Below are 21542 nucleotides of genomic sequence, written 5' to 3'. Positions count from 1 at the left end.
CCCCGGCCGGCGTGCGTCCGCTACCGCACTGCACTCCCCTGCATAGGAGACCATCTCATGCCGAGCATGACACCCCCCACGTCACCGCTGGGGGAAGGGCGCAGGCCGCTGACCGTACGGGTCGCCGGCTGGTCCGCCCGCAATGCCAAGAAGACGATCGGGGGCTGGCTCCTGCTGGTGGTGCTCGCCGTGCTGATCGGCGGTGCGGCCGGGTCCGGCGCGCAGACCTCCGACCCCGGTGAGTCCGGCCGGGCCCAGAAAATCATCCGCGACCAGGACGTCGAGGAGCCCTACCAGGAGTCCGTGCTGGTCGAGGCCAAGAACCGGACCTCCGCGAGGTTCGCCGACGACGCCAAGCTGCAGCAGGCCGCCCGGGACCTGGTCGCCAACCTGAAGGCGATCGGCGGCGCCGCCACCGACGTGGCGTCCCCCCTCGGCGCCGAGGGCGCGGAGCAGATCTCCAAGGACGGCCACTCCGGCCTGGTCGGCCTCACCGTCGCGGGCCCCGAGGAGCAGGTCGACGCGCACTTCGAATCGGTGCTCGCCGCCGTGCAGAAGACCAAGGCCGCCCACCCGGACGTGCGCATCGCCGAGGCCGGCGACCTGTCCCTGCAGACGGCCGTCAACGACGCCGCCGACAAGGACCTCGCCAAGGCGGAGCTGACCTCGCTGCCGCTCACCCTGATCATCCTGCTGGTGGTCTTCGGCGCCCTGGTCGCCGCCGGCATCCCGGTGCTGCTCGCCGTCACCTCGGTGCTCGCCGCCCTCGGCCTGCTCGGCGTCGTGGGCAACTTCATCCCCGCCAACAGCACGGTCTCCTCCGTGGTCCTGCTGATCGGCATGGCGGTCGGCGTCGACTACTCGCTCTTCTACCTGCGCCGCGAACGCGAGGAGCGCGCCGCGGGCAGGTCCGCCATCGAGGCCCTGGAGGCCAGCGCCCGCACCTCCGGCCACGCGGTCGTCGTCTCCGGTATCACCGTGATGCTCTCCGTCGCCGGGCTCTTCATCACCGGCATCGACGTCTTCAACGGCATGGCCGTCGGCACCGTTCTCGTGGTCGGCCTCGCCGTCCTCGGCTCGGTCACCGTACTGCCCGCCACCCTCTCCCTGCTCGGCCGCCGCGTCGACGCGCTGCGCATCCCCTTCCTGGGCCGCCGCCGCACCGCCGCCACCGAGTCCCGTACCTGGACCGCCATCGCCCGCGGCGTGGTGCGCAGGCCGCTGCTGATGGGCGGCGCCGCCGTGGTCCTGCTGCTCGCCCTGGCCGCGCCGGCGCTCCACATGAAGCTCTCCGACCCGGGCCAGACCCGCTCGCTGCCGCGCTCCATCGAGGCCGTCGACGCCGGCGTCCGCATTCAGGAGGCCTTCCCCGGCGGTCCCGCCCCGGCCTCGGTCGTCGTCTGGGGCGAGGGCGCCACCACCGGCAAGGCCGACGCGGCCGTCGCCGAACTGCGCCGCGAGGCCGCCGACAGCCCGGCCCTCGGCGAGCAGATCTCCACCCACAAGGTCGGCGAGGCCCTGGTCATCAAGGTTCCGCTGGCCGGTTCCGGCACCGACAAGGTCTCCACCGACGCGCTCAGGACGCTCCGCGACGACGCCCTGCCGAAGGCCTTCAAGGACACCAAGGGCCTGGAGTACGCCGTCACCGGCTCCATCGCCGGACAGCACGACTTCGCCTCCGCGCTCAGCGGCCGCGCCCCCTGGGTCTTCGCCTTCGTCCTGGTCCTCGCGCTGGTCGTGCTGACCCTCGCCTTCCGCGCGCCGGTCGTCGCCCTCGTCTCCATCGCGCTCAACCTGCTCTCCATCGGGGCGGCCTACGGCCTGGTCGTCCTCGGCTTCCAGAACGGCGGCCTGGGCGGTCTGCTCGGCTTCGACTCCTACGGCGGAATCGTCAGCTGGCTCCCGCTCTTCATGTTCGTGATCCTGTTCGGCCTGAGCATGGACTACCACGTCTTCATCCTCAGCCGGGTCCGCGAGCTGTGGCAGCGCGGCGACAGCGCCAAGGACGCGGTGGTCAGCGGGGTCGGCTCCAGCGCCGGCGTCGTCACCAGCGCCGCGGTCGTGATGATCTCCGTCTTCGCGCTCTTCGCCACGATGTCCGGCATCGAGTACAAGATGCTCGGCGTCGGCATGGCCGCCGCGATCGCCATCGACGCGACCATCGTCCGCGGCCTGCTCCTGCCTGCCGCGCTGACCCTCCTCGGCGACCGCGCCTGGGGCAAGCGCCCGCAGGCCGCCACCCCGGCGCCCGTCTCCGCCACCGGCGAACTCGCCGCGCCCGAGGCGGAGTCCGCCGACCTCGCCACGTCCCGCCGATAAGCCGACCCCCCGCACGGAAGATGAGAAGGTAGATCCTCGTGAGCATTGACAGCAGGAGCCTCAAGAAGTTCGTCGTGTGCGCGGTGACCGTGGCGGCCGCGGCGGTCGTCACCACCGGGTGCCAGGAGTCGGACGGCCTCGGCAAGTCCGCCTCCAGCTCCAGCCAGTCGTACGACGTGACCGACAAGGTCACCGGGGTGAGCGTCGACAACAACGGCGGGAACATCGAGATCGTGGCCGGCACCGGCAGCGCGATCAAGGTGACCGAGCGGTTGGAGTACAGCGACAGCAAGCCGAAGACCGAGCACTCCGTCTCCGGCGGCGCGCTGGCCCTCAAGGGCGGCGACTGCGGCGGCTCCTCCTCCAAGTGCTCCGTGGACTACCGCATCGAGGTGCCGGCCGGCGTCAAGGTCGACGCCAGCACCGGCGGCGGCAACATCACCGGCACCGGCCTCGGCGGCACCGTCGTCGCCAAGACCGGCGGCGGCAACGTCGACGTGGCCTTCGGCACGGCACCCGCCAGCGTCAACGCCGACAGCGAGGGCGGCAACGTGACGGTCAAACTCCCCAAGGGCTCGTACGCCGTCGACGCCTCCACCGACGGCGGCAACAAGAAGGTCGACGTGCCGGTCAACGACGGCTCGGCCAACAAGGTCAAGGCGCACAGCGCGGGCGGCGACGTCACCGTCCAGTCCGCCTAGCCAAGTCCTGTCGGGAACCGGCAGTTCACGAGACTCCTGGAGGGCCGTCTCCGTACGGGGCCTTCACGTCCCCCGTCATGGTCGCGTAACGGAAAAATATAGGCACTCCCGGCAGAGTGAAGCCCCGGACGGATATCCGTCCGGGGCTTCACCGTTGTCGCGGTGCATCTCACCGCCTCCACCGAACCACCGCTGACGAGCAGGGAGTTGCCGCGCTCATGACTGTTGTCCAGGCCGCCACCGGCACCGACTGGTTGCGGGTGTTCGCCGTCCGTCCGGCCGCCAGACTGCGGCTGTTCTGTTTCCCGCACGCGGGCGGCGCGGCCAGCACCTTTCGCGAGCTGGCCCGGCTCGCTCCGCCGGACATCGAGCTGGTGGCCGTTCAGTACCCGGGCCGCCAGGACCGCTACGGCGAACCGCTCGCCGAGACCCTCGAAGAGCTCGCCGCAGGTGTCACCGAGGCCATCAGACCGCGCCTGGACAAGCCCGCCGCGTTCTTCGGCCACAGCATGGGCGGCACCGTCGCGTTCGAGACCGCGCGCCGGCTGCGCGCCACCCACCCGGGTGCCCCCATCCGGCTGTTCGTCTCCGCCCGCAAGGCCCCGCACATCGATATCAGCCGCGCCCTGAGCTTCAGCGGCGACGCCGATGCCATGGAGTACGTACGCGCCCTCGGCGGCGCCGGGGCCGCCCTGCTCGACAACCCCGAGCTGCGTGAGCTGACGCTGCCCGTGCTGCGCGGTGACTTCCGCCTCATCGAGAAGTACCGGTTCACCGCGGGCGCCCCGCTGACCTGCCCGGTCACCGTCGTCACCGGCGACAGCGACCGCTCCTGCACACCGGACGACGCCGCCCAGTGGGCGCGGCACACCGTGGCCGGACACGAGGTGCACACCCTGCCCGGCGGCCACTTCTACCTGGAGACGGCGGGTGAGCAATTGATGCAGCTGCTCACCGACCGGCTCGCCGCCCAACTGCCCGGGACCGTCCGCGCGACGACCGTGACCGCACCCGCCGACAGGGGGACCCGCCCGTGAACCGCCACCCGTCCGACCCGCCCGCTCCCGCCCTGCGGCGGCTGCCGCTGTCGGTGCCGCAGACCGGAGTCTGGTTCGCGCACGGCCTCGACCGCACCGGCTTCGCCTACAACATCGCCGAGTACTTCGACATCACGGGCGAGCTCGACCCGAAGCTGATGGAGGCCGCCTGGCACCGGCTCCTCACGGACGCCGAGACGCTGCGGGTCCGCCGCGTCGTCGAGGACCCCGACGGGGGCCTCTGGCAGCTCGTCGACGACGGGCCGCTGCCCGGGCTCCCGTACTTCGACCTGCGCACCGAACCGGAGGCGTTCGACGCCGCCCGGGCGTGGATCGACGACGACATGGAGCGCCCGATCGACCTGGCCGAGGGCCACCTCAGTACGTTCGCGCTGTTCCGCGTCGCCGACGACCGCTTCCTCTACTACCAGCGCGTCCACCACATCCTCATCGACGGCTTCGGAGGCTCGCTGATCTCCCGCAAGGTCGCCGACGCCTACACGGAGCTGGCGGGCACCACCGCCGTCGAGGGCGGCCTCGAACCGTTCGCCCCGCTCGCCGAGACCCTCGCCGAGGACGCCGCGTACCGCGCGGGCGAACAGGCCGGCGACGACCGGGAGTACTGGAGCGGGCGGCTCGCCGGGATGCCCGCACCCGCGCTGCTCAGCGACCACCTTTCCGGCGGCCCCGGCGCCGCGGCGGCCCCGCCCGCCGTGCGGATCCGCCGCACCAGCAGGCTGCCGCAGGAGTACGCCGACCACCTCGCCGTGGCCGCGCGCGGCTGCCGTACCCGCTGGCCGCTGTTCGCCGTCGCCGCCACCGCCGCGTTCCTGCACCGCGTCACCGGACAGCGCGAGGTCGTCGTCGGCCTCCCGGTCACGGGCCGCGCCACCCCCGCGATCCGCCGCACTCCGCTGCTCGCCTCCAACGTGCTGCCGCTGCGCATCGAGGTCGCCCCGGGCGACTCCATGCGTGAGCTGATGCCCCGGGTCACCCGGGAGGCGCGCGGCGCGCTCAAGCACCAGCGGGCCCGCTACGAGGACCTCCGCCGCGACCTGGGCCTGACCGGCAGCGACCAGGGCCTGATGGGCCCGGTCGTCAACATCATGGCGTTCGACTACGAGCTGAGGTTCGCGGGCTGTCGCGCCGACATCCACAACCTGGGCCTCGGCCCGGTCGACAACCTGTCCGTCGCCCTCTACGACCGGGGCGACGGCACCGGCCTGCGCATCGACTTCGACGGCAACCCCGAGCGCTACACCGACGCCGACCTCGCCGCCTGCCAGGAGTGGTTCCTGCACTTCCTGGAGGAGGTCACCGAGACACCCGACCGCTCCTTCGCCACGGTCGACCTGCTGCCGGCCGACTCCCTGGCCCAGCTCCTCGACGGCTGGAACGACACCGCGTACCCGGTGCCGGACGACAGTCTCGCCGCCCTCTTCGAGCGGCAGGCCGCCCGCACCCCCGACGCGGTCGCGATCGCCGCGGGCGAGCGGGAGATCACCTACCGGGAGCTCAACTCCCGTGCCAACGCCCTCGCCCGCCGCCTCACCGCGCTGGGCGTCGGCGCGGAGACCCCCGTCGCGATGCTCCTGGAACGCTCGCCGGACGTCGTCGTGGCGACCCTCGCCGTCGTCAAGTCCGGCGCCGCGTACGTGCCGCTGCACGCCGGGTACCCGCCGGAGCGGATGGGCTGGGTGCTCCAGGACACCGGTGCCCCGGTCCTGATCACCGACCGGGACGACGCGGCCCTCGGCTTCGCCGCCGACGTCACCGTCCTGCGGGTCGCCGGCACCACCGCCCACGCCGCCGATGCCGACGCCGATCCCGGCAACCTGGAAATCCCCATCGACAGCGCCCAGTTGGCGTACGTCATCTACACCTCCGGCTCGACGGGCGTGCCCAAGGGTGTCGCCGTCGCGCACCGCGACGTGGCCGCGTTCGCCGCCGACCGGCGCTGGCGGGGCGGCGCCCACGAGCGCCTGCTCATGCACTCCCCGCACGCCTTCGACGCCTCCACCTACGAGATCTGGGTGCCGCTGCTCTCCGGCGGCCGGATCGTCGTGGCTCCGCCCGCCGGGCTCGACGCGCCGGGCCTGCGGGAGCTCGCCGCCCGCCACGGTCTCACCGGGGTCTTCCTGACCACCGCCCTGTTCAACCTGATCGCGGGGGAGGACCCGGCCGCCTTCGCGCCCCTGCGCACCGTCCTGACCGGTGGCGAGGCCGCCACCCCCGCCGCCATGCGCCGGGTCCGCGAGGCCTGCCCCGAGCTCGCGCTCGCCCATGTCTACGGGCCGACCGAGACCACCACCTACGCCACCCACTTCCCGCTCGACACCGTCGACGACGTGCCGCCGATCGGTGCCGCCCTCGACAACATGCGGGCGTACGTCCTGGACGGCGGCCTGCGCCCGGTCCCGGCCGGGGTCGCGGGCGAGCTGTACCTGGCGGGCGCGGGCCTGGCGCGCGGCTATGTGCGCCGCCCGGGTCTGACCGCCGAGCGGTTCGTCGCCGACCCGTTCGGGGCGCCCGGCTCGCGCATGTACCGCACCGGTGACCTGGTGCGCTGGCGCGCCGACGGCGTACTCGCGTACGTGGGCCGCACCGACCACCAGGTGAAGGTGCGCGGCTTCCGCATCGAGCTCGGCGAGATCGAGGCCGCCCTGATGGCGCTCGACGGCGTGGCCGGGACGATCGTCCTCGTCCGCGAGGACCGCCCCGGTGCCCGCCGCCTGGTGGCGTACGTCGTCGGCGAGGACCTCCGGCCGGAGCGGCTGGCCGCCGAACTCTCGGGCGGGCTACCCGAGTTCATGGTGCCCTCGGCGATCGTGGCGCTCGACGAGCTGCCGCTGACGCCGAACGGCAAGGTCGACCGTGCGGCGCTGCCCGCCCCCGAGGCCCCCACCGCGGGAGGCGGCCGGGGCCCGGCCGGCGCCCGTGAGGAGATCCTCGCGGCCGCCTTCCAGCAGGTCCTCGGCATCGCCGGGGCCGGCGTCGAGGACTCCTTCTTCGAACTGGGCGGCGACTCCATCATGGCGATGCAGGTGGTCGCCCGGGTCCGCGAGGCCGGCTTGGTGATCAGCTCCCGCGACGTCTTCCGGCTGCGCACGGCCGCCGCGATCGCCGAGTCCGCACGGCCGGCGCCGGCTGCCCCGGCCCTCTCCGACGAGCCGCTCATCGAGCTGGACGACGACGAACTGGCCGTACTGGAAGCCGGGTTCGCCGACGAGCTCGGCCTGGCCGACGCCGACCTGGCCGTGGAAGCGGGGCACTGACATGACACCGACGGCACAGAACACGGCACAGAACACGGCACCGAACACAGCACGGGAGACGCCGCGGGAGACGCCACGCGGGCCGGTCCCGGCCGTCGAGGCATCAAGATCCGCGCCCGCCGCGCGCCCTGCCCGCGCCCTCCCCGAGGGCATCGAGGAGCTGCTGCCGCTCTCCCCGCTCCAGGAGGGTTTCCTGCTCCACGCCGCCGACGCGCGGGCCGCGGGCGCCGTGGACGCGTACGCCACTCAGATCCGGATCGACCTGCAGGGTGCGCTCGACCGGGCCGCGCTCCGCTCGGCCGCCGAGCGGCTGATCGCCCGGCACACCGCGCTGCGCGCCGCCTTCCGGCACGCGGGGCTCAAGCGTCCGGTCCAACTGGTGCACCGGCATGTGCCCCTCGCCTGGGAGGAGTTCGACCTCGACGGACTCGGCGAGGACGAGCGCGAGGACGAGGCCGCCCGGCTCGCCGCGGCCCAGCGCACCCGGGGCTTCGACCTGTCGCGTCCGCCGCTGCTGCGGTTCGCGCTGCTCGGGCTCGACACCGGGCGGCACCGGCTGGTGCTGACCGCCCACCACATCCTGTGGGACGGCTGGTCGGTGCCGCTGCTGCTGACCGAGCTGTTCACGCTGTACGCCGACGGCCCGGACGCGGCACTGCCCCCGGCCGTCCCGTACCGCTCCTTCCTCGCCTGGCAGCGTGCCCAGGACCGGCCGGGCGCCGAGAAGGCCTGGGCGGCCGCGCTCGACGGGCTCGCCGAACCCACCCTGTACGCCCCGCACGCGGCCGACCTGCCGCCCGCCCCGCAGGACGAGGTCAGGGCGCAGCTCCCCGCCGCGGTCGCCGACCGGCTCGCCGAGCACGGCCGCGTGCACGGCGTCACCGCCAACACGGTGGTCCAGTTCGCCTGGGGCCTGCTGCTCGGCCGGCTCACCGGCCGCGACGACATCGTCCTCGGCGGCACGGTCTCCGGCCGTCCGGCGCAGCTCGCGGGAGCGGAACGGATGGTGGGGATGCTCCTCAACACCGTCCCGGTCCGGATCCGGCTCCATGAGGACGAGCCCGCCCTGACCGCGCTCGCCCGGCTCCAGGCCGAACAGGCCGAACTGCTCGACCACCACCACCTCGGCCTCGTGAGCGTCCAGCGGGCCGCCGGGCACGGCACCCTCTTCGACACCACCACCGTCTTCCAGAACTTCCCGCTCGACCACACGGCCCTCGACGGCCTGCTCTCGCGCGGCGGGCTCCGCCTCACCGGTTACGGCGTCGGTGACGCCACGCACTACCCGCTGCGGCTCGCCGTCACCCCCGGCGACGGGCTCGACCTCCGCCTCGGCCACCGCACCGACGTCGTCGGCGCCGCCGAGGCGACGACCCTGCTCGACCGGCTCATCCGCGTCCTGGAGGCCATCGCCGCCGAGCCCACCCGCCCGGTCGGCGCCATCGACGTACTGTCCGAGGAGGAGCGGCACCGGCTGCTCACCACCTGGAACGCCACCGAGGGCCCGCGGCCCACCGCCACGCTTATCGAGCGCTTCGAGGCACAGGCCGACCGCACGCCCGACGCCACCGCCGTCGTCTTCGGCGACACCTCGCTCACCTACCGCGAACTCGACGTCCGGGCCAACCAGCTGGCCCGGCAGCTGATCGCCGACGGGGCGGGCCCCGACCGGCTCGTCGCGGTCGCCGTGCGGCGCTCCCTCGAACTGGTCGTCGCCCTGTACGCCGTGCTGAAGGCGGGCGCCGCCTATCTGCCCGTCGATCCGGACTACCCGGCGGGCCGCATCGCCCAGCTCCTCGAGGACGGCGCCCCGGTCGCCGTGCTCACCACCACCGGCACGGCCGTCCGGCTGCCCGCCACCGACGTCCCGGTCCGCCACCTCGACACCCTCGACCTGTCGGGGCTGCCCCGGACCCGGCCCACCGCACACGGCCACCCGGCCGCGTCCCTCGACGACACGGCGTACACGATCTTCACCTCGGGCTCGACCGGCCGCCCCAAGGGCGTCGCGGTGCCGCACCGGGGGATCGTCAACCGGCTCGGCTGGATGCAGGAGCGCTACCGTCTCACCGCCCGGGACCGGGTGCTCCAGAAGACCCCGGCGGGCTTCGACGTCTCCGTGTGGGAGTTCTTCTGGCCGCTGCTCGAAGGCGCCACCCTCGTCGTCGCGCCACCGGACGCCCACAAGGACGCCGAGCAGCTCGCCGAGCTGATCGTCCGGCACCGGGTCACCACCGTGCACTTCGTGCCGTCGATGCTCGCCGCGTTCCTGCGCGAACCCGCCGCCGCGCGCTGCACCGGCCTGCTGCGCGTGGTGTGCAGCGGCGAGGCGCTCCCGCTCGACCAGCAGCTCCGCTTCCACGAGGTGCTGCCGGACGTCGGGCTGCACAATCTGTACGGGCCGACCGAGGCCTCCGTCGACGTCACCTCCTGGGAGTGCCGCCCCGAGCCGGACGCCCGCTCGGTGCCGATCGGCGCGCCGATCACCAACACCCAGGTGTACGTCCTGGACGGCGGCCTGCGCCCGGTCCCGGCCGGGGTCGCGGGCGAGCTGTATCTGGCGGGCACCGGCCTCGCGCGCGGCTACGCGGGCCGCCCGGGCCTGACCGCCGAGCGATTCGTGGCCAACCCGTTCGGGGCGCCCGGCTCACGCATGTACCGCACGGGTGACCTGGTGCGCTGGCGCGCCGACGGCGTACTGGACTACGTGGGCCGCACCGACCACCAGGTGAAGGTGCGCGGCCTGCGCATCGAGCTCGGCGAGATCGAGAACGCCCTGACCGCCTGCGAGTACGTCGCCCAGGCGGTCGTCGTCGTCCGCGAGGACCGGCCCGGCGCGCGGCGCATCGTCGCGTACGTCGTGGCCACCGGCTTCGACGAGGAAGCGGTACGCGGCGAACTGGCCGCGGTCCTCCCGGAGTTCATGATGCCCTCGGCGATCGTCGTGCTCGACGAGCTGCCGCTGACGCCGAACGGGAAGGCCGACCGCAAGGCACTGCCCGCCCCCGAGACGCCGACCGGCTCAGGGCGCGGCGCCGCGGGTGGCCGCGAGAGGGTCTTCACCGCCGCCTTCGCCGAGCTGCTCGGCCTCTGCGAGATCGGCGCCGACGACTCGTTCTTCGACCTGGGCGGCGACTCCATCATGGCGATGCAGGTCGTCTCCCGGGCCCGCGAGGCCGGACTGGTCGTCACGGCCCGCGAGGTCTTCCGGCTGCGCACCGCCGCCGCGCTCGCCGAAGCCGCGCGGGACGCCGCCGCGGAGCCGGCAGCCGAAGCCCCGGACGCCGGCCTCGGCTCGGCCCCGCTGAGCCCACTCGGCCAAGAACTCCTCGCCAGGGGCGGTCAGTTCGACGGATTCCATCAGGCCGTCCTGGTGGAGCTGCCCGCCGGACTCGACGACCGTACCCTCACCGCTGCCCTACAGGCCGTGGCCGACCGGCACGACCTGTTGCGCGCCACGCTGGTGCGCGGCGACGGCGAGCCGCACTTCGCGATCCCCGCCCCGGGCGCCCCGGGCGCCACCCCGATCCGCCTGGCCCGCGCCGAGCTCCCGGACCAGGGCGCCCCGGAGCGTACGGCCGCCGTCACCGCCGCCGCCGAGGCGGCCCGTGCCGGGCTCGCCCCCGAGCGCGGCGTGATGCTGCGCGCCGTACGCCTGATCACCCCCGACGGCGAACCGGACCAACTCCTGCTCTGCGCACACCACCTGGTGATCGACGGGGTGTCCTGGCGGATCGTCCTGCCGGATCTGGCCGCCGCCACGGCCGCCCTCATCGAGGGCCGCCCGGTTGCCCTCGCCCCGGTCCCGGCCTCCTACCGGACATGGGCTCGCGGCCGGGCGGCCGAGGACGCCTTGACCGTGGAGAGCCCCCGCGGGGCGCCGCTCGGCGCGCGCGCCGTGGACCCCGGGCGGGACACCTTCGCCTCCGCCCGGCACACCCGGCTCGTCGTCCCGGCCGACCTCGCCGATGACCTGCTCGGCGCGGTGCCGGCCGCCTTCCACGGCCGCCCCGACGATCTCCTGGTCACCGCGCTCGCCCGGGCCGTCGACGCCTGGCGGGTCAAGCGGGGCGGCCCCTCGGGGTCTGTGGCCGTCGACATCGAGGGGCACGGCCGGGACACCGATGACGCCCGCGACCTGTCCCGCACGGTCGGCTGGTTCACCGAGGTCCGCCCGGCCCTGCTCACCCCCGCGGGCGCCGACCTGCCCGGCGCGGTCAAGCGGGTCAAGGAACAACTGCGCGCACACCCTGCGGACGCCCGACTGCCGCGAGCCCAGATCCTGTTCAACTACCTCGGCAGGATCGGCGACGACCCCGCGGCCACCGGCGGCGGCTGGCGGATCCTGCCGTCCGCGGCGCTGCCGCACGGAGCCGACCCCGGCATGCCCACGCCGTACGCCCTCGAAGTGCACGTACTGGCCCAGGAGACCCCCTCCGGCCCCGAACTGCACGCCGTGTGGACCACTCCCGGGGAGCTCTTCACCCCCGAGGAGACCGCCGAACTCACCCACCTGTGGCTCGCCGAACTGGACGCCCTCGCCCTCCTCGCCGACCGGCCGGGCGCGGGCGGGCGCACCCCGTCCGACCTGCCGCTGATCAGGCTCACTCAGGACGACATCGAGCAGTTGGAGGCCATCGCCCCGAGCCCCGCCGACATCCTGCCCCTCACCCCGCTCCAGGAGGGCTTCCTCTTCCACGCCGCCGAGGCGCGGGAGGGGCTCGACGTCTACACCACGCAGGTACGCCTCGACCTGGAAGGCCCGCTCGACACGGCCGCGCTGCTGCGGGCCGGGGAACGCCTGGTCGCCCGGCACACCGCACTGCGGGCCGGCTTCCACCACGAGGGCCTGACCGTCCCGGCCCAGGTGGTCCACCGCGAAGTGGCCCTGCCCTGGGCCGAGGTGGACCTCGGCGCGCTCCCCGAGCGGGACCGGGCCGCTGAAGCCGCGTCGGTGGCCGCCCGTGAGCGGGCCCGTCGCTTCGACCTCACCCGGCCACCGCTGCTCCGGCTCGTACTGCTGCGGCTCGGCGCCGAACGACACCAGTTGATCATCACCGGGCACCACATCGCCTGGGACGGCTGGTCGACGCCGGTCCTCGTGGAGGAGCTGTTCACCCTGTGGGCGCGCGGCAGCGCCGAAGGCCTGCCCCGGCCCGTCCCGCACGTGGCTCACCTGGAATGGCTCGCCGGACAGGACACCGCCGCCGCCGAGGCCGCCTGGGCGGCACACCTCGACGGACTCGAGGGCCCGCTGCTGGTCGCCCCCGAGGCGGCCGACCGCGACCCCGTCCCGCAGGAGACCGTCATCGAGGAGCTCCCCGCCGAGTTGCTCGGCCGCCTCACCGACGAGGCGCGGCGGCACGGGCTCACCCTCAACACCCTGCTCCAGGGCGCCTGGGCGCTGGTCCTGGCCCGCGCCACCGGACGCGACGACGTCGTGTTCGGCACCACCGTCTCCGGGCGTCCCTCCGAACTCGCGGGCATGGAACGCATGGTGGGCCTCTTCGTCAACACCCTGCCCGTACGGCTCCGGGTGCCCGGCGGGGCGAGCCTCCTCGAGGTGTTCGCCCGCCTCCAGAGCGAACAGGCCGAACTCATCGACCACCACCACCTTGGGCTCGGCCGCATCCAGCAACTCGCCCACACCGGCCAGCTGTTCGACACCACCACCATGCTCGTCAACTACCCGCTCGACCTCGACGGCCTCTCCGGCGGCCTCGCGAGCCCCAGGCTCACCGGCATCGGGGTCGACGACGCCACGCACTATCCACTGCGCCTGGTCGCCGTCCCAGGGCCCGGCGGCGCACTCACCCTGCGCCTCGGCCACCGCCCCGACACCCACGGGGCCGGCGAGGCGGCGAAGTTCCTCGGCCGCACCGCGAAGGTGCTGCGGGCCTTCGCCGACGACCCGGCGACGCCCGTGCACCGCATCGACCTGATGGACGAGGCGGAGCGCGCCCGACTGCTCGTCCAGTGGGGCGGCTACTAGATCATCCCGGGCCCGCCAGGCCCCCGGAGGGGCGGCTGCCCCTGTGCCCGAGCACGTCAGCAGACAGCACTCACCGAGAGGCCAGACCGTGATCCGTCACCGTGCCAACGTGCGCTCCCCGCGCCCCGTCGTCCTGCTCGCCGAAGAGCTCTCCCCGGCCACCGTGGAGGCGCTCGGCTGGGACGTCGACATCCGCCGTGTCGACGGCGCCGACCGTGCGGCCCTGCTGCCCGCGCTCGCCGAGGCCGACGCCGTCCTCGTGCGCAGCGCCACCCGGATGGACCGGGAGGCGATCGCCGCCGCGCCCCGTCTCAAGGTCATCGCCCGGGCCGGCGTCGGCCTCGACAACGTCGACATCCCGGCCGCCACCGAGGCCGGCGTCCTCGTCGCCAACGCCCCGACGTCCAACATCACCAGCGCCGCGGAAATGGCCGTCGGCCTGCTGCTGGCCGTCGCCCGCAACATCCCGCAGGCCGACGCGGCCCTGAAGACCGGCGCCTGGCAGCGCAGCCGGTGGTCCGGCGTCGAGCTGGCCGGCAAGGTCCTCGGCGTCGTCGGCCTCGGCCGCATCGGCACCCTCGTCGCCCAGCGGATGGCCGCCTTCGGGATGGACGTGGCGGCGTACGACCCCTACGTGACCGCCGCGGGCGCGGCCGCCGTCGGTGTGCGGCTGCTCTCGCTCGACGAGCTGCTCGCCCAGGCCGACTTCCTCACCGTCCACCTGCCGCGCACCCCGGAGACCACCGGCCTGATCGGCTTCGAGGCGCTGCGCAAGGTCAAGCCCACCGTGCGCATCGTCAACGCCGCGCGCGGCGGCATCGTCGACGAGAACGAGCTGTACGCCGCGCTCAAGGAGGGCCGCGTCGCGGGCGCCGGACTCGACGTGTACGCCGCCGAACCGTGCGTTGAATCGCCGCTGTTCGGCCTCGACAACGTCGTCGTGACCCCGCACCTGGGTGCCTCCACCGACGAGGCGCAGGAGAAGGCGGGCATCGCCGCCGCCCACTCGGTGCGGCTCGCGCTGGCCGGCGATCACGTGCCGGACGGGGTGAACGTGCAGGGCGGCCCGGTCCCCGACGCGGTACGCCCGTGGCTGCCGCTGACCGAGCGGCTCGGCCGGGTCTTCACCCGGGCCGTGGGCGGCGTCCCCGCCCAGCTGGAGATCCAGCTGCACGGCGAGATCGCCGAGCTGGACGCCGGCGTGCTCGAACTCGGGGCGCTCAAGGGCCTGCTGGAGACCGTTGCCGGGGGCGCGGTCAGTCATGTGAACGCCCCGCTGGTCGCCCTGGAGCGCGGCCTGACCTCGCGGCTCACCACCCACCAGGGGGGCGGGAGCCACCGCTCCACCGTCACCCTGCGCGGCATCTTTCCCGACGGCCGGGTCGTCACCGTGAGCGGCACCCTGGCCGGTGTCCGCCTCCAGGAGAAGCTCGTCGAGGTGCTCGGCCACGAGCTGGAGCTGCCGCTCTCCGGCGACCTCGCCTTCCTGCGCTACCCGGACCGGCCGGGCGCGGTCGGTCTGATCGGCTGCGAGTTCGCCGACGAGGGCGTGAACATCGCGGCCATGCAGGTCGCCAGGGACGCCGCCGGCACCACCGCCCTGGCCGGCCTCGTCGTGGACTCGCCCGTACCGCCCACCGCGCTCGGCCGCGCCGCCGCCTCCGTCGGCGCCGACCAGAGCTGGACCGTGCCGGCGGCCACCGCCCGAACCGGCCCGACGGGCCGCGCATGAGCACCGAAGTCCTGCGTGCCGAAGTCCCGCGCGCCGAGGTCCCGCGTATCGGGACCTCCCGCGCCGAAGTCCCGCGCACCGACACCTCGCGTCGCCTGCTCTCCCTGCTGAACGGCGCCCACGTCCCGTACCGGCTGATCCGGCACGCCCCCGAGGGTCGTACCGACCTCGCCTCTCAGCTGCGTGGCCACCCCCTGGAACAGGCTGCCAAGTGCCTGGTGGTGAGGGTGGGCACGAGCCGTCGAAGACGCCGCTACGTGCTGGCGGTGGTGCCCGGCGACCGCCGCGTCGACATGGCCTGCGTCCAGGAGCTGTTCGGGGGTACCGACACCGCCTTCGCGTCCCGCGAGATCGCCGAGAGGCTCTCGGGCTGCGTCAGCGGCTCGATCGTGCCGTTCAGCTTCCACCCGGAGCTGGAGCTGGTGGTCGACCCGGACCTGCTCGCCGGGGAGGAGATCTTCTTCAACGCGGCTCGCCTCGACCTGTCCCTGGCGCTCGGCGTCGAGCCGTACCGGGCGCTCGCCCGCCCGCGCGTCGCCCGCGTCGCGACCCCCGCCCCGATGCCGGCCTGAGCCGCCCCGCCGAGCTCCTGTCCAGTGTCAGCCCGCCTTGACGAGACCGAGGCCGGGCGCGGGGAGCGGGGTGGAGCGCGGGGCGGAACCGGGCAGGGATCCGGACCCGACGGCGTCCTCCAGCGGCCCTTGGAAGAGCAGTCGCACCAGAGGGTGCAGCTGGTACAGCGGCAGGCCGCGGCGGTCGATGCCGCACAGGTCGAGCATCGAGAGGTCCACCAGCTGCTCCAGGACTTCTTCGGCCGCGGCCTCACCGGTGCCGAACGCCACCCCGGCTGCCGCTGCGTGGAAGGGCTCTCGACCAAGCAGCGGCAGCCGGCCGAGCAGCGCCCGGCTCGGCCGGTCGAGCCCCTCCAGCGGCCGGCCCAGGGAACGCTGTACATCGAGGTCGCCGAGGCGGAGTTCGAGCAGCCGGGTGCGCGGGTCGGCGAGCCGCCGGGCGAGCCGGTCCGGCGACCAGTGCGGCCGGGCGGCGAGCCGGGCTCCCGCGATCCGCAGCGCCAGCGGGAGCCCCGCGCAGTGCGCCACTATCTCCCGGGCCGCTTGGGGTGCGGCGTCGATCCGGCCGGGACCGGCCGCCGTGCGCAGCAGCTCGTGCGCGGCGGCGTCGTCCAGCGGGCCGAGCACCGTGGTGTGCGCGCCGACCGTCTCGGTGAGAGGGGTCCGCGCGGTGACGATGACCGCGATGTCGGGGCTGCCGGGCAGCAGTGGGCCCAGCTGGAGGTCGCCGGAGGCGTTGTCGAGCACCAGCAGGAGGCGCTTGCCCGCGGTGCGGGTGCGGTAGCGGCGTACCAGCTCGTCGAGGTCGTCGGCGATGTGGCTCTCCCGGTCGAGACCGGTCTCGCCGAGCGCCCGCAGCAGCCGCAGCAGGACGTCGCAGGGGTCCTTCGGGGTGCCGTCGGGGCCGCGCAGATCGGCGTAGAGCTGCCCGTCGGGGAAGTGCTCGGTGCTGGCGTGCGCGGCCCGCACGGCGAGCGCGGTCTTGCCGATGCCGGGCATGCCGGTGATCAACAAGCGCCGGGGGCGCCAGGCGTCGCGGCCCGGCGCGGGCCTCACCAGCTCGCAGAGGGAGGCGAGTTGGTCTTCCCGGCCGGTGAAGGCGACGGTGTCGGCGGGCAGCGTCGCGGGCGCCGCGGTGGCGGGCGGCGGGGTCCGCTCGCCGCGCAGCACGATGTGGTACGCCGCTTCGAGCTCGGCGCCGGGGTCGACACCGAGCTCGTCGGCGAGGATGCGGCGGCCGTGGTGGTAGGCATGCAGGGCGTCGGACTGCCGGCCCGAGCGGTGCAGGGCCAGCATCAGCTGCGAGCGGAGCTTCTCGCGCGTGGGGTGGCGGGTCACCAGACCGGTCAGCTCGGCGGTGATCTCCTGGTGCCGGCCGAGGGCGAGATCGGCCTCGATCCGGTTTTCCAGGGTCGCCGCGCGGGCGTCGTCCAATTGCGGAATCTCGACTTCCGAAAGGAATTCGGTGACGTTCGCGAGCGCGGGACCCCGCCAGAGTCCGAGTGCGTCCCTCAGGAAGTTGCCGGCCGTTTCGTAGTCTCGCTGCCGCAACGCCTCCCGGCCGAGCCGGTCGAACCGCTCGAATTCGAGAAAGTCGATGCTGCTGTTTCCGGGGTGCAGTACATATCCTGGCTGCTGCCGCGCGATCTCGACATCGGGGCCGAGCTGTTTGCGCAGCCGCGAGACGTAGGTGTAGATCTGCGAGTTCAGCGTCGCGGGAGGCGACCAGCCCCACAGCAGGTGGCTGAGGCGGGCGTCGGACACGACCCGGCCGCGGGCCAGCAGCAGCGCCGCCAGCACCGTGTGGATCTTCGATCCCGACAGTGCGGCGACGGTGCCGCCCCGGCTCGCCTCGACCGGTCCTAGCAGTCGAAATTCCATGTGGGCCCCCGTTGTGAGTTCTGGATGAACACTCTTGGAGGATAGGACGGCTCATTTTTGACGTCTTTTCGGCTCGATTTCGTGAGGGGCGAAATCGAAACAACATCGGGTCGACAGGTGCGATCCATAACGTTTCTCCTGTCGCACCGGGCACACCGCGGACAAGGTGAGCGGTAGGGGCGATCACCGAAACATTGACCCGCACATGGCGTACGAATGACTGTTTTTATATGGGGGAGAAGTAATGCGCAGCAGCACCCGCACTTTCCTGGCCTCGGTTCTCGGCGCGCCCGCTCTGGGCGGTGTCCTGCTGGTCGGCGGCACAGGCGCGGTGGAGATGCCGTCCGTCCGGGCCGCCGAGGCCCCGGCGGTCGTCGTCATCGCCGACACCCCGGCGGTCTTCGACGAGAACAACCCCTGGAGCTGACCCGAGTGACGCAGCCCCGCACCTGGCGCAGGTGCGGGGCTCGCTCTGTTCAGGCGCTCTGTTCAGGCGCTCTGTTTCGGCGAGAGAGTCAGTGTGCGGAGAGCAACTGCCGGAGCTCCTCGGGCGACGGCCCGTACGGGGGATGCTCCGCGGTCAACGAGTCCATGACCAGGGTGATCCGTTCGCCCTGTGGTCTGGCGCCGTACTCGGCGAAGGTGTTCCTGGCCCGGCGCAGCCGGCCCACCGCCCCGTCCCGCCCGGCCAGCAGGTCCAGGCAGCCCAGATTGGCCTCGGCCCGGGCCCGCAGCAGATGGTCGTTGATGTCGTCGGCGATCGTGAACGCCTCCTGCAGGGTCACCTCCGCCTCGGTCAGATTCCCCTGCCGCCAGAGAATCTCGCCCGCGAGCCGCAGGATGTGGGCCTCGCCGGTCCGGTCGCCGTGCTCCCGGACGATCCTCAGGGCTTCGTCGCACTCGCTCGCCGCCTCGTCGAGCCGGCCGTGCCGCGTCAGTGCCTCGGCCAGGCGGAGGATGGACTGTGCGAGGCCGCGCACCAGCCCCGTCGCCCGGCTCAGGGCGATGGCCTCGGTGGACAGCCGCAGGCTGCGCTCCAGGTTTCCGCGCTCCAGCTCTATCTGCGCCAGGGCGCCGAGCCCGTGCGACTCGCCGCGGGCGTCCCCGATCTCCCGGAAACCGAGTAGCGAGGCCTCGCCGTCCCGCAGCGCCTGGTCGAGGTCGCCGCGTACCCGCGCGTTGTGGGTGAGCATGCGCCGGGTGAGGGCGGCGCCCGCCACGTCGCCGATCTCGTCGAAGATCCGCAGGGCCGCCCTGAGCCGCCCCTCGGCGATCTCGTAACGCTGGGTGTGCAGCGCGACCCCGCCGAGCAGCCGCTGCATGCTGGCCTCGCCCTGGCGGTCGAAGCACCGCTGAGCGGCCGCCAACGCGCGCTCGGAGCAGATCTCCCACTCCTCCAGATAGTTGCGGGACTCCTGCAGTGGGTTGCTGAGCAGCGCCAACTTCCAGGCATGGGCGGCCCGGCCGGTCTCGGCGGCCTGCCGGACCGCGTCGACCAGGGCGCTGTGCTCCGCCTCCATCCACTCCATCGGATCCGTGAGCAGCTCCTCCACCAGCGACTGCGGAAGGTTCGGCTCCGGGATCCCGTCCAGGGACGCGAACTCGGCGCCGTACAACCGCTGGTAGGCGACCCAGCACAGCGAGAGCCAGCCGTCCAGGGCCCGGTCGAGGACGCCCTCGCGCTCCTCCGGGGTGTCCTCCTCCTGGGCGCACTCCCAGGCGAACAGGCGCAGCAGGGCCTGAAAGCGGTAGCGGGGCGGCTCGCCGGGGCGGCCCGAGGCGACCTCCAGGAGCTGGGCGTCGACCAGTTGCTCGATGAGGTCCTCGGCCTCGATCGGGTCGGTGTCGAGTACCGCAGCGCCGACCCATGCCGCGAAGTCGGGCATGGTCAGCAGCCCGAGCCGCCGGTACATGCGGGCCGCCGCGGGCGGCAGATCGCGGTAGCTGAGCCGGAAACCGGCTCGCACGCCGCCCTCGTTGGGGCTGAGTTCGTCGAGCCGGCGTCGCTGGTCCTCCAGGCGTCGCACCAGGTGCCGGACCGACCAGTGGGGCTTGGCGGCCAACCGGGCGCCCGCGATCCGCAGTGCCAGCGGCAGCCGGTCGCAGAGCGTGCCGAGCCGGGCGGCGGCCTCCGGGTCGGCGGCGATCCGCTCCGGTCCGGCCACCGCACCGAGCATGGCGGTCGCCTCCGCCTGGCCGAGCACGTTCAACTCGATGCGGTGTACGTCGTAGTCGCCGGTGAGGTCGTCGATGGCGTCCCGGCTGGTGATCAGTACACAGCAGTGGCGGCCGCCCGGCAGCAGCGGCCGGATCTGCGCGAACGACCGGGCGTTGTCGAGCACCACCAGGATCCGTTTGCCGTCCAGGATCGAGCGGTACAGCGCGGCCCGCTCGTGCTGGTCGCCCGGTATCTGGGGCCCCGGTACGCCGAGCGCGCGCAGGAACCGGTCGAGCACGGCGGTCGGCGCCTGCGGCGAGTCCGACTCGTCGTAGCCGCGCAGGTCGGCGAAGAGCTGGCCGTCCGGGAACCGCCCGGCGACCTGGTGGGCCCAGTGCACCGTGAGCGCGCTCTTGCCGACCCCGGCGATGCCGGAGACGGCCGCCACGGCGAGCGGCGACTCCTGGCCCTCCCCGTCGAGCAGCCGGTCGAGCAGCGCGAGTTCCCGGCTGCGCCCGGTGAACGCGGCGGCCGACGAGGGGAGTTGCGCGGGCACGGTACGCGGCTCCGGGGCGACCTGGGGCTCCGGCGGCAGGGTCAGCTCGGGGTCGTCCCGCAGGATCAGTTCGTGCAGCTCCTGCAGCTCGGCGCCGGGCTCGATGCCCAGCTCCTCCACGAGCACCTGGCGTCCCTCGCGGAAGATCTCCAGCGCCTCGGCCCGCCGCCCCGAACGGTACTGGGCCAGCATCAGATGGGCCCGGGCCTGTTCCCGCAGCGGGTGCTCGCGGACCAGCGCGGCCAAGTCGGAGATGAGTGAACGGTGCTGGCCGAGCTGCAGTTGCAGTCCCGCCTGCTCCTCGCGCAGCTCCAGCCGGAACTCGGCGAGCCGGGAGGCCTCGTGGTCGATGGGTCCGCCCGCAGCCCCGTCGAGCGCGGATCCGCGCCACAGCGAGAGCGCCTCGGTGAACAGGGTGCACGCCTGGACGGTGTCGCCGGCCCGGGCCAGCTCCCGGGCCTTGCGCACCCGGGTCTCGACCTCGTGGATGTCGATCCGATGCTCGCCGAGGTCGAGGATGTAGCCGGGGTGGGAGGTGACGATCAGATCGTCGACGCCGGCCGAGGTGCGGAAGGTCTTGCGCAGCGCGGTGACACAGATGGCGACCTGGTTCCGCGCGGTGGCCGGTGGCTCCTCGCCCCAGACGGCCTCGATGAGGGCGTCCACGGAGACCACTCTGTTCAGAGCGATGAGGAGCATCGTCAGCACGGTGCGCTGACGGCCACCACCAAGTCTGACGGGCTCCCCGTCCACCCGTACGTCCAGCGGTCCGAGCAGCCTGAAGTCGATCCGGTGCAAGACGCCCTCCACTTCCCCCGAGTCCCCCACCCGGAGTCGCCGAGACATTGTGGGCCTTGCCGCGTCGCATAATCAACCAAGATCCATAAAGCGTTCACAAGGCACCCACGCATCGGGTGATCATGTGCCTCCTTTCTGATCCAAATCACCATATGCAGGACCGATGGAGAGGGAATATAGGTCATCGCGGAGAGTGGATTGTGACGTTCGCTCGCCGCCGCACAGGGGCGAGGCACCGCCGAGCAGAGGAAGCTGACATGGCAACGAACCCCTTCGAGGATGCCGACGGCACCTTCTCCGTCCTGGTCAACTCCGAGGGCCAGCACTCGCTCTGGCCGTCCTTCGCGGAGGTACCGGCGGGCTGGGAGCCGACCCTGACGGACGCCACCCGCCAGGAGTGCCTGGCCCATGTCGACGCCACCTGGACGGACATGCGCCCGGCCTCGCTGCGCTAGGGCCTGTCCGGCGGATCAAGTCGCAGGAAACAGGCGGCGCCAAACACCAGAGAACCGCAGGCCAGG

Annotated in this window: 11 protein-coding genes; 9 read left to right on the top strand and 2 right to left on the bottom strand. The window is 73.3% G+C overall.

What is annotated here, in order from left to right; all coding sequences use genetic code 11:
* Positions 1-66: 66 nt before the first annotated feature.
* The 7 genes from OG568_RS23685 to OG568_RS23655 all read left to right on the top strand — a co-directional run bounded on the left by OG568_RS23685 (position 67) and on the right by OG568_RS23655 (position 15628).
* Positions 67-2319 (top strand): MMPL family transporter, encoded by a 2253-nt coding sequence (locus tag OG568_RS23685; protein WP_329533013.1) that lies wholly within the window; start codon positions 67-69, stop codon positions 2317-2319.
* 38 nt (positions 2320-2357) lie between these two features.
* Positions 2358-3020, top strand: coding sequence for a DUF4097 family beta strand repeat-containing protein (locus tag OG568_RS23680; protein ID WP_266437956.1), 663 nt, complete (start codon positions 2358-2360; stop codon positions 3018-3020).
* Between the two features lie 218 nt (positions 3021-3238).
* Complete coding sequence (locus OG568_RS23675) at positions 3239-4057, top strand: thioesterase II family protein (protein ID WP_329533012.1); 819 nt, start codon at positions 3239-3241, stop codon at positions 4055-4057.
* The gene (locus tag OG568_RS23670; protein WP_329533011.1) at positions 4054-7332 is read left to right on the top strand and encodes an amino acid adenylation domain-containing protein; all 3279 of its coding nucleotides are present in this window, start codon (positions 4054-4056) and stop codon (positions 7330-7332) included. The genes OG568_RS23675 and OG568_RS23670 overlap by 4 nt, the downstream gene beginning before the upstream one ends.
* A gap of 1 nt (position 7333) precedes the next feature.
* Positions 7334-13324 (top strand): non-ribosomal peptide synthetase, encoded by a 5991-nt coding sequence (locus OG568_RS23665; RefSeq protein WP_329533010.1) that lies wholly within the window; start codon positions 7334-7336, stop codon positions 13322-13324.
* A gap of 109 nt (positions 13325-13433) precedes the next feature.
* Positions 13434-15056 carry a phosphoglycerate dehydrogenase gene (gene serA / locus OG568_RS23660; protein WP_323186856.1) on the top strand — a complete coding sequence of 541 codons (1623 nt, stop codon included), beginning with the start codon at positions 13434-13436 and terminating at the stop codon, positions 15054-15056.
* Complete coding sequence (locus tag OG568_RS23655) at positions 15053-15628, top strand: YbaK/EbsC family protein (RefSeq protein ID WP_329533009.1); 576 nt, start codon at positions 15053-15055, stop codon at positions 15626-15628. Before serA ends, OG568_RS23655 begins: the two co-directional genes overlap by 4 nt.
* A 27-nt stretch (positions 15629-15655) precedes the next feature.
* On the opposite strand, the gene OG568_RS23650 is transcribed toward OG568_RS23655, so the two are convergent.
* The gene (locus OG568_RS23650; protein WP_329533008.1) at positions 15656-17509 is read right to left on the bottom strand and encodes an AfsR/SARP family transcriptional regulator; all 1854 of its coding nucleotides are present in this window, start codon (positions 17507-17509) and stop codon (positions 15656-15658) included.
* A 244-nt stretch (positions 17510-17753) separates the two neighbouring features.
* Between OG568_RS23650 and OG568_RS23645 the strand changes: the two genes are divergently transcribed.
* A complete protein-coding gene (locus OG568_RS23645; protein WP_329533007.1) occupies positions 17754-17936 on the top strand; it encodes a hypothetical protein in 183 nt (60 codons plus the stop codon).
* Positions 17937-18024: 88 nt separating this feature from the next.
* On the opposite strand, the gene OG568_RS23640 is transcribed toward OG568_RS23645, so the two are convergent.
* Entirely contained in the window at positions 18025-21021 is a 2997-nt protein-coding gene (locus OG568_RS23640) for an AfsR/SARP family transcriptional regulator (protein WP_329533006.1), read from the bottom strand.
* A gap of 257 nt (positions 21022-21278) precedes the next feature.
* On the opposite strand from OG568_RS23640, the gene OG568_RS23635 reads away from it, so the two are divergent.
* Entirely contained in the window at positions 21279-21476 is a 198-nt protein-coding gene (locus OG568_RS23635) for an MbtH family protein (RefSeq protein ID WP_329533005.1), read from the top strand.
* Positions 21477-21542 lie beyond the last annotated feature (66 nt).

The sequence above is a fragment of the Streptomyces sp. NBC_01450 genome (assembly GCF_036227505.1).
In the GTDB taxonomy this organism is placed as follows: Bacteria; Actinomycetota; Actinomycetes; order Streptomycetales; family Streptomycetaceae; genus Streptomyces.
Note: the sequence above shows the minus strand (reverse complement) of the source record. Positions and strands in the feature narration are given on the sequence as shown.